Below are 12600 nucleotides of genomic sequence, written 5' to 3' on the forward strand. Positions count from 1 at the left end.
TAGGCCTCGGGTAAAGGTTAAAGACGCGGGGATCATACCCGGCTTGGGGTCGGCCGGTCGTGACAAATGGTGGTGGCTCAGAGGCCGAGCTTCACGCCGCGGTCGACGTGGATGGACTCGAGCGCGATCGGGTGGCTTTCGCCCTGCTCGTCGACCCGGACGATCGCCTCGACCTCGGTGACCGGGACCGTCAGCGCCGCGGTCACGACGACGGTCGCGTTGTCGCTCAGGAGCGAGACCGAGGTGTAGAGCTCGTCGACGAGCTCGCCGTCCTGGCCGAGCGCGATCCGATGCTCGGCGCCGATCTCCTCGACGCTCGGGGCCGGGCCCATCATCACCCACCAGTCCTCCGTGCCGTCGGGGAACAAGGTCCCGACGAGCAGCGGGACATTCGGGGCGAGCGCGCCCTCACCTCCGGGAGCGCCTTCGTAGTCCCACTCCGTTAGGATCCGGATGCGGCGGTAGGTCTTGTTCCAGGTCCAGTCCGAGACCCACGCGTTGCCGCAGTAGGTCATGTAGTCGTGGGCGGCGGTCGGGGTGTAGAGCTTGAAGCTGCGGATCCCGAACCCGTAGACCCCGATCTTCCCGCCCTCGTGGGGGTAGTTTGGATCGGGGCTGGCGGCCTCGGTCGCGGCCTGGGGGCAAAACACGTGCTGGAGCCCCTGGTTGTGGCCGATCTCGTGGACGATCGTGCCCGAGCTCCCGACCGGCGGGGTGTCGGGCGGGCTCTTGAACCACACGGTCGCGGCGACGCGCGAGCTGGCCCCCGACTTCGACTCGCCCGTGAGCTGGGCGATGCCCGCGACCATGTTGACCGCCGGACCGTTCACATCGACGAGCGCGTGATAGTAGACGTTGGGATCGGCGGCATCGTTGGCGCGCAAGGCCGCCATCGGGCTGAGCAGCGCGCCGAGGTTGGTCAGTTGGTTGTCGTACTCGTAGACCTCGTGGAGCTCGTAGCTCACGCTCTGGAGCGGGTTGTTTTGGAGCAGGTCGTCGGACACGTACTGCAGGTCCTCGTCGGTCGGCTCGACGAGGGTCGGCGGGTCGATGTAGGTGTAGTGGATCGGCACGAACATCACCTTCATCTCGAGCGGCGTCTGCTCGTAGCCGACCAGCTCGTAGTCTTCGGGGGTGACGTTGGTGCCCTCGCTCAGCTCGGACGCGTCGACCTCGCTGGTGTCGATCAGCTCGACCCAGTACGACAGCCCCGGCTGGGCCTCATCGGCGAGGATGCTGAAGTAGAACTCGCTGCCGAGCGACTTCGGATCCGAGGGGCCCTCGACGAAGAGCTCGCGGGTCCGGACCCCGAGCTCGACGCCGTCGGCGTCGCGCAGGTGGAGGACACCCGTGATCTCGCGGGGGATCCAGTCGTCGTCGACGACGTGCTGGGTCCGGATCAGAGTGTCGCGATCGCGGATCATGAACGCGTTGCGCTCTTCGGGGCCGACCCAGGCGCCGTCCTTGCCGATCAAGATCGCCGTGCCCTGGTTGGCCTCGACCTCGGTCAGGTGGATCCCGCGGGCGCGCTTGCCCTGAGGTACCTCGGTGGTGTCGCCGTCGCCGTTGCCGTCGCCGCCGCCAGCGCTGGTCTCGCCGGAGTCGCCCTCACCGAGGGTCTCGCCGTCGTCCGCGACCGGCCTGGTGGCGCAGCCGAGGGCCAGGGCGAAGCAGCTGCTCAGGGCGAGCGTCGTCAGTCCAAGCGAAGCGTAGTTTGAGGAGAAAATGTCACGCACTACAACTCCAACATTCCATGATCGGCGCCGAGACTCAATAACTAAACGGCCCAGAACGAGGTTGTGCGCGAGCAGCGGAGATTTTGATTGGCCCATTGGTAGAAAGGCAAAATACAATTTTGAGCGCTGCTAATATGAATTCTTCGTGCTCCCGTAGACTGCGCCCATGACTGGATCTCTCGAGGATCGGGCGGTGGTCGTCACGGGCGGGGCAGGAGCGCTCGGGCAGGCCGTGAGCGCTGCGTTGGTCGAGGTCGGGGCTCACGTTCACATCCCGCTGCTCGAGGCAAAGCCGCCCGCGAGCTTCGGGCTCGCCGGCCACGCCCAGATCCACACCGAGCACGGGGTCGATCTCTCCGATGAGCGCGCGGCCGTGGACTACTTCGCCGGGGTCCCGCGGCCGTGGGCGACGATCAACCTCGCGGGCGGCTTTGCGATGGCCCCGCTGGTCGAGACCTCGCTCGCGGACTTCGAGCGGATGTGGCGGATGAACGTGGTCTCGTGCTTCTTGTCGTGTCGCGAGTCGGTCCGACGGATGCGCGAGGCCGACGAGGGCGGGCGCATCGTCAACGTCGCCGCCCGACCGGCGTTGATCCCAACGCCGGGCATGATCGCCTACACCGCGGCCAAGAGCGGGGTCGCGGCCCTAACCCGGGCCCTCGCCGAGGAGCTCGCCGACGAGAAGATCTGGGTCAACGCGATCGCGCCCTCGATCATCGACACTCCGGTCAATCGCGCGGCGATGCCCGACGCCGACCACGATCGCTGGCCGAGCACCGAGGCGCTCGCGCAGACGATCCTCAGCCTCGCGAGCCCCGACAACCGCTGCGCGCGGGGGGCCGTGGTCCCGGTCTACGGCCGGTCCTGAGCGGAGTCGCTGGTCGCCGCTTCGATCGCGGCCAGCCAGATCTGCATTGCGAGCGAGCTGCCGCTCTCGTTGCGGCCGAGGCTCTGGGGCACGTCGAAGCCGACCCAGGCGACCGCGGCGTGCTCGCTCGTGTAGCCCGCGACCCACGCGTCGCGGGCCTCGTCGGTCGTGCCGGTCTTGGCCGCGACCGGTCGCCCGAGCGCGCGCGCGCCCTGACCGGTGCCATCTTCGACCGCGGCCTGGAGCATGTCGGTCAGCGCCGCCGCGATCTCGGGCTCGACGCCGAAGGCCCGGGCGCGCGGCTCGGGCTGGGGAAGGGGGACCTCGGGGCCCTGAAGATCGGCGGGCGCCTCGATGGTCAGGATCGCGCTCGGCTCGACGCCGACGCCCCCGCGGCCGAGGGTCAGGTACGCGGTCAGGAGCTCGAGGGGGGTGAGCTCGCTGGTCCCGAGCGCGAGCGAGGGCTCGTCGCCGAGCGCTGAGACGAGCCCGAGGTCGCGGGCGAAGGCGTGGACGCGCTCGGGGCCGACCGCCTCCATCAGCGCGAGGGCGACCGCGTTGTCGGACTGGGCCAGGGCCTCGCGCAGGCTGATCGGCTCGCCCTCGGCGTCGCCGGGCACGAGCGACGCGGCCGTGAACGCGCCCGCGCGCAGGGCCGCGCCGTAGACCACGGGCTTGAACGCGCTGCCGGGCTGGCGGTGCGCGAGCCGGGCCCGATCGAACTCGCCGCGCTGGAAGCTCCGCCCGCCGATCAGCGCGAGGAGCTCGCCCGAGCGGAGGTCGGCCACGGCCACAGCCAGCTCCGGGCCGGGCTCGAGGCGCGCGCGAGCCGGGCCCCCGTCGCGGGCGGGGGCGACCACGCGGACCGCGATCGCGTGGCCAGGCGTGAAGCGCTCGGCGAGCTCGGCCTCGCTCAGGCCGAGCCCCTCAGTCTCGATCTCGAGCTCGTGTTCCCCGAGCGTGGCGCGGACTCGACCGACTTGCGCTCGGCGCTCGGCGGCGGCGACGACGACCTGGTAGCGGGCGCCGGTCTCGAGCTTGGCGGGCGCGCGGGCGTCGAGTCGCGCCCGCGCCCGCGGCGACAGGGGCCGAGCGTGGGCGCCGTAGCCGTGGCGGGCCTCGAGCGCGTCGAGCTCCCGACGACCGGCGGCCCGGGCCGCGATCTGAACGTCGAGGTCGACGCTGGTCGTGACCGTGGCGCCGAGGGTTGCGAGCGCGTCTTCGCCGTAGCGGGCGATCAGCTCGGCGCGCGCGAGCTCGACGAACTCGTCGGCCTCGCCGAGACCGCGCCAGGACTGGCCCTGATCCAGGGCCTGGATCGGGCGGCCGATGAAGCGACGGGCCGCGGACGCGTCGGCGAAGCCGTGCTCGACCATCTGCTCGAGCACGTAGTCCCGCCGCGCCTCGAGCCGCTCGCGGCGGCGGTAGCAGGTGACCACGCCGGGCGCGTTGGGCAGCGCCGCGAGGGTGGCCATCTCGCCGAGATCGAGCTCGTCGAGCTGCTTGCCAAAGTAGTAGCGGGCCGCCTCGGCCACGCCGTAGCGGCCCTCGCCGAAGTAGATCTCGTTGACGTAGATCTCGAGGATCTGCGCCTTGGTCAGGACCGCCTCGACCCGACCGGCGAGGACCACCTCCTGGCTCTTGCGCTCGATCGTGCGGGCCCGCGTCAACAGCGTGTTTTTGACGACCTGCTGGGTGATCGTCGAGGCGCCCTCTCGCCGGTGGCCCTTGCGGAGGTTGTGGGTGATCGCCCGGGCGATGCCTGGCCAGTCGAGCCCGTCGTGCTCGAAGAAGTCGGCGTCCTCGGCTGCGAGGAAGGCGAGGACCAGCTGGTCCGGGAGCGCGTCGTAGGGGACGACCCTGCGCCGCTCGCCGCTGTGGAGCTCGCCGATCAGGGTCCCGTCACGGGCGAGCACGTGCGTGACCTGCGGCGGGTTGTAGTCGAGCAGGACCCGGGGATCGATGTTGTCGGCCGCGCGCCCGTACCACCAGACCACGGCCACGACGGACAGCGCGCCGAGCACGGTCAGCGACCCGAGCGCGAGGCAGGCCCGCCCGAGCATCCGCCGGACCTTGCGGTGGCGGGGCGGGGCGGGGTCTCGGGCGGTCTCGGCCTTCTCGGCTCGGGGTGTGGAGTCCATCAGGTCTGCGGGGGCCGGATAATACCGACGCGGCGCCAGCTATCTCTTGTTCCGAATGACGTATACTCGCCGCCTCGATGAAGGACGGGCGCAAGGAAGTGTTGGTGGTGGATGACGATCCCGACGTCCTTCGCTCGTTCATGCGCCTGCTCGAGGACTGCGCCGACGTCAAGATCGCCCTCGGCGCCGAGGCTGCGCTCAAGGTCCTCGCCTCGAAGCACTTCGACACCGTCGTCGTCGACTTCAACATGAAGGGCCCGCACGGCGGGTGGTTGCTGCGCCAGGTCCGGGACAAGTACCCGGAGATCGAGCGGATCTTGCTGTCGGGGAGCTCGTACTCCGAGCTGTCGCGGTGGTTGGATCCGGGCCTCGTCGACCGCTTCCTCGAGAAGCCGCTCGAGGGCGAAGAGCTGATCGAAGCCGTCAACGAAGTGTGAGCGCGGGCGGCTACAGGCGGCGGACCATGCCCTCGCGGCCGAGCGTGGCCTGGATGTCGGCGCGCGTGGCCTTGGCCGCCGCCGCGCTCGTGAACGCCCCGACGATCACGCGATAGACCACGCGGCCGTCGTCGAGGGTCGCGGGCTCGACGTGGGCGGAGGGGTTCGTGTCCGGGAACCCGCCGACCTCGTAGAAGCCGTGCCAGTACTCGCCGAGATCGTTGATCGCGTAGGCGGCCGACTTCGCGGCGTCCTCGTCGCTCGTCGAGAGCAGCTGGACCGTGTAGACCGGGGCTTCGATCGCTCGCGCGGCTTTGATCTCGGCCTTGGTGCTGCCGCAGCTTCGCGCGACGACATCGAACACCTCGTTGAATTCGATGCTGCCGTCGAAGTCCGCGCTGACGGCGAGCTCGCACAGGTCCCCGGCCCCGGTGAACTCGAACCCGCCGAAGAAGTACGAGGCCTCGACGCCCTCGGGGAGCAGTGCTTCGACCCGCGCCATCCAGTTGGCGTAGCGGTGGGCCTCGTCGACCGACCACTCGGCGCTCTCGTCGTAGATCGACGCGCTGAGGCGTTCGGTCTTCAGCGAGATGCCGTCCCAGCAGGCGGCGGCGGTGCTGGGGGTCAAGAGGGTGAGGGTGAGGGCGAGGGCGGACGCGATTGGGAGGGCGCGAGTGAGCATGGGGGAGGGGCTGTGCAGGTCCGGTGCCAGGCTTGTGCTGGCTTGGGACGGTGTTCTGAGGGCGGTTGCGGTGACTTGCGGAGGTTTTGACATCAATGATGTCTTCATTGCGCTCGACTCGCCAAGGGTAGCAGCCGCCCCGCGGCGACGGTGATGAGCTCGGCGCGGGCTTGTGCGGGGAGCATTCGCGATGAGGGTACCCGACATCGGCCACGAGGTGCCGGCGGGCTTCAGGGGCTCTCGTCCGGGGTCGGATCACAGATGCCCTCGTCCGTCACGTATTCGGCGGTGTAGCAACACTCGGCCGCGCCGGGGTTGGGCGCGAAGCAGCCACGGATGAAGCGCTCCGGCTCGTAGTCCGATGGGCAACCCGCGGCCGCGAACACGGACGAAATCTCTGTTTGAAGTCGTGTGTCCGCATCTTGCGCGCTCCACATGCACGGGTCGCATCCGCTCGCTGGCGCGGCCACACACAGATTCACGACCTCGCGGCCCAACCCCGGCTCGTCGACGATGGTGGGGCCGCGCCCGCAGTAGTTTTGGACGAAGTCCGTCGGGCTGACCGGCCAATCCCCGTTGCCGTCGAGCGTGTAGCACTCGTCCGGCGTGTCGGTTGAGTCGGGCTGACAGGCCTGGGTGGTCGCGGTGACTGCGAGCACGACTGCGTAGGTGGGGGGTGCCATCACGGTCTACGCCACCGGTTCTTCAGACGACACCCACCGGATCGTGGTGGCGCGATGGTGAAGCGTTCTTCGAGACTGTTTGTCACGGCACCCGATGGCCGAAGAAGTAGCGAGCGCCGTCGACGTAGTTCTCGGCGGCGGGGCTGTCGAGGAAGGCCTCGGCGATCGCGGCGGCCTCGAGCGGCTTGAAGCTGCCGCGGCGATCGAACATCGCCGTGCAGTCGATGCCGGTCGAGGCCTCGAAGCGGTGGCGGTTCCAGGCTGGGAGGACGATCTTTCGTTGGCCCGCGCACTCGAGGAACATGCGGGCCATCCGGCGCACGCTGGTGGGCTGTCCGCGCCAGAGCAGCACATCCTCGCCGCCAAATCGCTCTGCGAGCATGCTGCAGTGCTCCTCGACGGCGGCGCGGTACTCTTCGAAGCTTGCAAAACCGACGACGTCGTCGAAGCGCGACAGCTCGTGCTCGTCGATGACCTGCGAGATGTACATCAGGATGATCTCATGGTCATCGGTGACGGGAGTGACGTTCGCTTCATACGCGTCGACCAGGATTGGGATGTCCCTGAGACGGCCACGGGCCGCGACCGCCTGGCACCAAGCGTAGGTGAGCTCGAAGTTCCAGTGGTGCTGGGCGATGAAGTCCAGCAGTTCGGGGAACGCAGCAGACGGGCCAGCATCGGCGAGCAGGTCCGAGCAGGTGTCATATGGAACGAACTCACCCTCCTGCCCGACGATTCGAGAGATGCGGTCGACGTATCGAAAATCTCCCAGTCGCGCATGTTGGAAGGCCGAAAGCCAGGCGAGGGTGGGTTCGGCGAGCGGCGTGGAGGGGAACGGCGTCACCGGTTCGTGCGGAACGCCGAAGTAGCCCCTTCCGTCCCAGTCGAGCCACAGCGGCCGCTTGATTTTCTTTGGGAGACGACCCATCAGATCTTTCACTGGAAGCGTTTGAACCGATCGTCGAGCGCCTGACAGGGGGGGCAGAGCGCAGCGTGTAGCTGGAGGTTGCCTGCTCCGGTGGGGCAACCCCCGGCGGACTTGGGTGTCAGGTGATTTGTTTTGCGTGCCTCATTGAACTCGAATTCAGTCACTGGTCGTCCGAGTTGGCGCTCGAGCTGCGAGCGATGTGCCCCGACCTCTGGCAGGCCTTGCTGGAACTGAAAGCGTAGACGAAATGCGCGCCATGCAGCATGAATCTTCTTCTTCTGCTCTTTCCGCTGTGGTGAACGGTCAGGCTGTCGACCGTAGAACACATCGCAAGGCGGATTCGGCAGGAGGCGGGTCCGTTTCTCGCAGGTGCACCCCGCTCGCGCCATCGCATCTTTGATCAGCGCGCGGTACGCCCGCTTCTCCGCGCGAAGCTGAGCCTTGGTCCACCCGCCCGTCTGCGCCTTCTTGTCGATGTTGTCCTCGTACCACTCATCCCGCCCCATCGGCGCCGCGGTCGAGTGTTTGTCCCCACCACAGCACGCGCAGCGGCCCTTGGCGATCGCGGCCTCGGCGACCTTGACCATGTTCAGGGTCGCAGCGTTGAGCCACGGCGGGGTGCTTCCGGGGTAGCTGGCGTGGTTGGAGGTCGTCAGGTCGAGGTGTCGGCAGACCCCTTTGCCCTCGAACTTGACGTCCGTCGACCACGCGCCGAAGTAGGTCTTTCCCGTGATCGTGTGGGTGACGATGCTGCCGCCGAAGCTCTTGGTCGCGGCCTCGTTGCCGAGCGGCGAGGTCGCGTAGTAGCTCTGGTCGGCGAGCATGACGGGCTTGCCGCCGATCTTGACCCGCTTGCTGCCGGCCTTCATGTCCCGGCAGTGGGACGTGTTCGGGTAGGGCACGGGCACGGGTCCGGCGGGCGCAGTGGGGGGGGCTGAGGCAGACGTCCGGGAGCGCGGCGACGGCCTTGCCCGCCTGGGCCTTGGCGGCGATCTCCATCGAGTTGGCGTAGACCTTGCTCATTGTCGGTGCTCTCCTGGTGCCTCGACGACCACGGCGGCCCGCGGACCCTGATGATCGCGCGCGAAGACGATCGAGCGTGGGCCGGCGGCGTAGCGGCGTTGGTAAGTTGCGATGGCCTGGACCACACCGCACAAGGGCCCCGCGACGCCGACGTCACCGAGCACGGCGCAGGGCAGGAGCAGCGGGAAGCTGAGCTTGCGGCGGTCGAGCAGCCGCGAGATCAGCAGCGCCTGCTCGCGAAAGTCGAGGCTCTCGCCCGCGGCGTCGCTGATCCGGGCGTCCATGTCGGCGAGATCATAGCCGGAAGCGGCGAGGGCGTTGGCGGCCGCTTCGACGAGGCCGTCGGCGCGGTGGGGCAGCTCGTTCCACAGCGTCGCCGACTCGAGGCCGAAGCCCGGCGCGCCGAGGCTGGCGAGCGCTCGCTGTGGGAAGCGGTCGACGAGCAGGCACGCGGCGGCCTCGCCGGGCACCACGCTGTCGGGGTCCTCGGGCCGACGCAGACGTCCGGCGCGCTGGAGCTCGAGCAAGCGGCGGGGGCTGACCCACTAGTCGGAGGCCGCGACGACGCAGGCGGCGACGCGCCCGGTAGCGAGGGTCTCCTGAGCCAGCGCGAGCGCGTTGAAGGCCGTCACGGGCCCACCGACCAGCACCCGGGACAGGTCGAGGGCGACCGGCGACTCGAAGCGCTCGACCAGCGCTCGCAGCGAGCCCGAGAGATCGGCGCCCGCGAAGATCTCTGGCAGGGCGATGAACAGCGCCACGGGGTGTTCGTAGCGAAGGGGGGCGACGGCCTGGTCGAGGGTCCGGGCGAGCAGGCCGAGCACGCGCTGCCGTCCGCTCAGGCCCGGGTCGAGCTCCGCCATCGCCGACGCGTAGTAGGGCTCGCCATGCTCGTCGTCGATCTCGAGCTCCTCGATCTTCGTGATCTCGCAGCAAATCGCGGCGCAGGCCGTCGGGCCCGTGAGACCGACGGGACAGACGAGCCCCGTGTTTCGAACCTGGCAGCGAGTCACGCGTCCGCCTCCCGGGTCTGCCTCGCTAGCCACGAGGTCGCGTCGCCGAGGCGGGCGAAGACCGGTCGACCCGCGCGGATCTCGACGGGCTCACCCGGCGGCGGCGGTCCGATCCAGATCTCGCGCAAGCGGGAGGGTTTGCGCGGCATGGCCGTCCGCGCTCGCCAGGTCAGCGTGGCCAGTCCCGCGTGGGGCTCGAGCACGATCGTGTCGAGCTCGGGGTGCAGCGCCACGCTGTGGCTCGCGTGGACCGCTTGAACCGGGAGGTCGACCTTCGGCACCAGGTACTCGACGATCGCCTCGTCGGCCATGTGATGGCAGCGAATGAGCTCGCCGCCGCGCAGTCGCGGGTGCTGCTGATCCTCGGGCGCCGACTGAAAAAAGCGCGCGTCGAAGTCCTCGGGCAAGAACGGCCGCCGCGTTCGCTGCCAGCGCTCGTCGTAGGTGCCCGCGTGGGCCAGGCGCGGCAGCCAGGAGCGGCCGACCGGCCCAAAGCCGACGGGCGTCGGGCGGTCCGACGCTGCGCGAATTCGTGCGCGGGGATGTTCGAGGTTGGGCAGCGGCGAGCCGTCGAGCCTCGCGCCGCGCGGGGCCGCCGAGAAGCCGACGGCGCTGAGGTTTCTGCGCTCGGCCTGCGATGAGTCGGGCCCCCGGGGCGCGTCGACACCTCCGAATGCCCGATCGAAGCGCAGCGGCATCTCGACGAAGGGCACCGCTGGCGATGGTCGCAGCTCGCCGACCACGTGGACCCAGCGGCGGTCGCCGACGACGAGCACGTCTTTGGTCTTGCCCGCGACCTCGAGGCGAACGAGGAGCTCGCGGACGGGCTGTCGGCCCGGGGCCACGGCCTTGCCCTCGACGAGCACGTCGGTGAGTGGCTTGTGCAGGGCGAAGTCGTTCTCGAACCGAACGGGCGTGGTCTCGGGGGCGCCGTAGTGCTCTCGTCGGTCTCGACGAGCGGGCGCTGCTCGCTGGCGAGGCGAAGGGTCCCGCCCGGGCTGGTCTCGAAGGTGCCCTTGACGACGACCACGCACCAGTAGCGAGCGTCGCCGTCGACCTGGGCGCAGACGCCCGCGACCATGCGGGTGGTGTTGCGGGTGATCTGCATGAATGGAGGTCGCTCAGTCGTCCCCGAGCAGGGACACCTGCTCGGGCTGCGTGGCCTTGGTCTTGGCGGACTTCTTTTTGGCGCAGTTCCAGCGCAGGGGGCGACGGTCGCAGCTGCTCTTGCCGAGGAGCCGCGCGGCAAGCTCACACTCCGACGAGACCTCGAGAGGCTCGCCGAGGCTGAGGTGTTCGAGGATGCAGCGCGCGGTGGGCATCGCGGCGGAGATGATACCCCGAACGCGCGGCAGATCGCCCGACAAGCCGCGGGATTCCCGAGCAGCAGATCCGAACCCTCGTGACCCTGGAGAGCCAGACTCGCGCTGCTCATCGACGACGACCCCGAGCGCTTCCACGAGGCCCAGCTGCGGATCATGCAGCGGCGGGTCCGGGACTGGCGGGCGCTGCACGGGCCGGACAAGGAGGTCTACTTCGAGCAAGTCCATGCTCCCGGCGAGGAAGCGGAGCTCGACTTCACCAACTGCAACGAGCTCGGCGTGACGATCGCGGGCGAGCCCTTCCGCCACCTGCTCTTCGAGCTCGTCCTGGTCGCCAACATCTGGACCTGGGCCTGCGTGGCCTTCTCGGAGAGCTTCGAGGCGCTCGTGGAGGGCTTGCAGCGGGCGCTGTGGGCTCTGGGCGGGGAACCAAAGCAGCTGACCCTCGACAACATGTCGGCGGCGACGCACGAGCTCAAAAAGGACCCAACGACAACTACCCCGCGTGAGAGTCGTCGAACGCGGGTGCGCAAGTCTCGCACCGGCAGGAATAATCGTCGCCAATCGGAAAAATAATTGACGCTGATCACTCGCCCGGCATAGTGGTGTTCGCGCGATGGCACGACTCACTACCGGCTACATCTACAACTACTGGGACGACGACTCCGCTTCGGACATGGAGTGGGAGGTCGCCGTCCGCGGAAAGAAGCTCACCTTCAAACAGGGGCCCTACGGAAAGCGGAAGGTCATCGACAAGGCTGCCTTCGAGACCGAAGCCGAAGCGGCCGAAGCGGCCGACGCCGCCGCGTTCCAGTTCGTCCGCCCCTACGCCTTCGGCGATGTATGGAACAACCTCGCACGCTCGCTCAAGCAGCTCGGCGACGGCCCCTACACCTTCACGCTCGAGGACGGCACGACGACCGAAGCCACGGTCGCGCATCAGGCAGCGGCGGACGACGTCGGCTTCGTGGTGCATCGCGCCTTCAAGCTCGGAAACGGGGACGAGGTCGTCTACCTATGGTCGTTCTCCGACCTGGACGGTCTGTTCGTTCTGCGATGCAGCGATGGCGCCCCGAGCGTCGAGGAGATGAGCGCCGCGACGCTGCCTCATGCAGACGACGGCTACGAGGGGCTCGGCCGCATCGAGAAGCTCCATCGCTTTCGAGAGCACGTCGCGCTGGAGACGATCGGCATCCAAGAGTGGCCACAGAACGAAGCTTGGAAGAAACTGTTCAAGCGTCTGAGCTGACCCCGTGACGCCCACCGAGTCAGGGCGCCTCCTCTGCCGCCACGTCCTCGGCCGCAAGGTCCTCGCCGGTCGCTTCCGGGCTCGGGTCTCCTCGGGAGGGCGTCATGTCCCTGGTCCCACAAGGATCTGTTCGGCGCGGTCCAGCGCGCCGCACGGGCGGCGGGGATCGATCGCAGCATCGGCCTCGAATTCGGTCCTGGTGTCGGGGCCCGGGAATCGCTCGTAATCCGCTAAAATCCGCTGGTTTCGGGGACGTCGGCTGGGCTCGTGGAGAAATCTTGGAGAGACGTTGGTCGCGATCAGATGGACTCGATCCGATCACGCCAGTAGCTCGATAAACCCCTCGACGACCAGCGACACGTCGCTGGTGTTGAAGTTCAACGATTGCGCAGTAAGGTGTCGGTGAAGGCATCTTGCAGACGCACGGAGCCTGTGGCAGCGCCCAGCTCCGCAGCTCGCGGCTCTGGACTCCGACCTCGGCACCACGCTGCTGAGCCTCAGCCAGAGCGTGCTCGCGC

Annotated in this window: 14 protein-coding genes; 4 read left to right on the top strand and 10 right to left on the bottom strand. The window is 68.7% G+C overall.

Going from position 1 to position 12600, the window contains the following annotated elements:
• Positions 1-77: 77 nt before the first annotated feature.
• Complete coding sequence (locus ENSA5_RS22420) at positions 78-1736, bottom strand: zinc metalloprotease (RefSeq protein ID WP_106393732.1); 1659 nt, start codon at positions 1734-1736, stop codon at positions 78-80.
• Between the two features lie 166 nt (positions 1737-1902).
• On the opposite strand from ENSA5_RS22420, the gene ENSA5_RS22425 reads away from it, so the two are divergent.
• Positions 1903-2604: an SDR family NAD(P)-dependent oxidoreductase gene (locus ENSA5_RS22425; protein ID WP_106393733.1), complete on the top strand. Its 702-nt coding sequence runs from the start codon at positions 1903-1905 to the stop codon at positions 2602-2604.
• Here ENSA5_RS22425 and ENSA5_RS22430 read toward each other — a convergent pair.
• On the bottom strand, positions 2589-4745 hold the full coding sequence (locus ENSA5_RS22430) for a penicillin-binding protein 1A (RefSeq protein WP_106393734.1): 2157 nt from the start codon (positions 4743-4745) through the stop codon (positions 2589-2591). The two genes, ENSA5_RS22425 and ENSA5_RS22430, sit on opposite strands and share 16 nt — an antisense overlap.
• A gap of 77 nt (positions 4746-4822) precedes the next feature.
• On the opposite strand from ENSA5_RS22430, the gene ENSA5_RS22435 reads away from it, so the two are divergent.
• Positions 4823-5182: a response regulator gene (locus ENSA5_RS22435; protein WP_258182969.1), complete on the top strand. Its 360-nt coding sequence runs from the start codon at positions 4823-4825 to the stop codon at positions 5180-5182.
• Between the two features lie 10 nt (positions 5183-5192).
• Here the strand turns inward: ENSA5_RS22435 and ENSA5_RS22440 are convergent, their stop codons facing one another.
• The 8 genes from ENSA5_RS22440 to ENSA5_RS22475 all read right to left on the bottom strand — a co-directional run bounded on the left by ENSA5_RS22440 (position 5193) and on the right by ENSA5_RS22475 (position 10833).
• The gene (locus tag ENSA5_RS22440; RefSeq protein ID WP_181198033.1) at positions 5193-5810 is read right to left on the bottom strand and encodes an SPOR domain-containing protein; all 618 of its coding nucleotides are present in this window, start codon (positions 5808-5810) and stop codon (positions 5193-5195) included.
• Positions 5811-6094: 284 nt separating this feature from the next.
• Entirely contained in the window at positions 6095-6547 is a 453-nt protein-coding gene (locus ENSA5_RS22445; protein WP_146155995.1) for a hypothetical protein, read from the bottom strand.
• A gap of 82 nt (positions 6548-6629) precedes the next feature.
• Positions 6630-7487 carry a hypothetical protein gene (locus ENSA5_RS22450; RefSeq protein ID WP_106393738.1) on the bottom strand — a complete coding sequence of 286 codons (858 nt, stop codon included), beginning with the start codon at positions 7485-7487 and terminating at the stop codon, positions 6630-6632.
• Positions 7484-8344 carry a PAAR-like domain-containing protein gene (locus ENSA5_RS22455; protein WP_444843373.1) on the bottom strand — a complete coding sequence of 287 codons (861 nt, stop codon included), beginning with the start codon at positions 8342-8344 and terminating at the stop codon, positions 7484-7486. Before ENSA5_RS22455 ends, ENSA5_RS22450 begins: the two co-directional genes overlap by 4 nt.
• 150 nt (positions 8345-8494) lie before the next feature.
• The gene (locus tag ENSA5_RS22460) at positions 8495-9025 is read right to left on the bottom strand and encodes a hypothetical protein (protein ID WP_106393739.1); all 531 of its coding nucleotides are present in this window, start codon (positions 9023-9025) and stop codon (positions 8495-8497) included.
• Positions 9026-9043: 18 nt separating this feature from the next.
• Complete coding sequence (locus ENSA5_RS22465; protein WP_106393740.1) at positions 9044-9511, bottom strand: hypothetical protein; 468 nt, start codon at positions 9509-9511, stop codon at positions 9044-9046.
• Positions 9508-10545 carry a DUF2169 family type VI secretion system accessory protein gene (locus ENSA5_RS22470; protein WP_181198035.1) on the bottom strand — a complete coding sequence of 346 codons (1038 nt, stop codon included), beginning with the start codon at positions 10543-10545 and terminating at the stop codon, positions 9508-9510. Before ENSA5_RS22470 ends, ENSA5_RS22465 begins: the two co-directional genes overlap by 4 nt.
• 87 nt (positions 10546-10632) lie before the next feature.
• Positions 10633-10833, bottom strand: coding sequence for a hypothetical protein (locus ENSA5_RS22475; RefSeq protein ID WP_146155996.1), 201 nt, complete (start codon positions 10831-10833; stop codon positions 10633-10635).
• Between the two features lie 111 nt (positions 10834-10944).
• Between ENSA5_RS22475 and ENSA5_RS22480 the strand changes: the two genes are divergently transcribed.
• Together ENSA5_RS22480 and ENSA5_RS22485 are read left to right on the top strand one after the other, a co-directional pair.
• On the top strand, positions 10945-11409 hold the full coding sequence (locus tag ENSA5_RS22480; RefSeq protein WP_506737589.1) for an IS21 family transposase: 465 nt from the start codon (positions 10945-10947) through the stop codon (positions 11407-11409).
• 100 nt (positions 11410-11509) lie between these two features.
• Positions 11510-12082, top strand: coding sequence for a hypothetical protein (locus ENSA5_RS22485; RefSeq protein ID WP_181198036.1), 573 nt, complete (start codon positions 11510-11512; stop codon positions 12080-12082).
• The last annotated feature ends 518 nt before the right edge of the window (positions 12083-12600 follow it).

The organism is Enhygromyxa salina, assembly GCF_002994615.1.
Taxonomy (GTDB): Bacteria; Myxococcota_A; Polyangia; order Nannocystales; family Nannocystaceae; genus Plesiocystis; species Plesiocystis salina_A.

Bases quoted from the DNA above. Each gene is read 5' to 3' on its own strand.
- ENSA5_RS22425 (WP_106393733.1), top strand. From the start codon at position 1,903: ATGACTGGATCTCTCGAGGATCGGGCGGTGGTCGTCACGGGCGGGGCA.
- ENSA5_RS22430 (WP_106393734.1), bottom strand. From the start codon at position 4,745: ATGGACTCCACACCCCGAGCCGAGAAGGCCGAGACCGCCCGAGACCCC.
- ENSA5_RS22435 (WP_258182969.1), top strand. From the start codon at position 4,823: ATGAAGGACGGGCGCAAGGAAGTGTTGGTGGTGGATGACGATCCCGAC.
- ENSA5_RS22445 (WP_146155995.1), bottom strand. From the start codon at position 6,547: ATGGCACCCCCCACCTACGCAGTCGTGCTCGCAGTCACCGCGACCACC.
- ENSA5_RS22455 (WP_444843373.1), bottom strand. From the start codon at position 8,344: ATGAAGGCCGGCAGCAAGCGGGTCAAGATCGGCGGCAAGCCCGTCATG.
- ENSA5_RS22475 (WP_146155996.1), bottom strand. From the start codon at position 10,833: ATGCCCACCGCGCGCTGCATCCTCGAACACCTCAGCCTCGGCGAGCCT.
- ENSA5_RS22485 (WP_181198036.1), top strand. From the start codon at position 11,510: ATGGAGTGGGAGGTCGCCGTCCGCGGAAAGAAGCTCACCTTCAAACAG.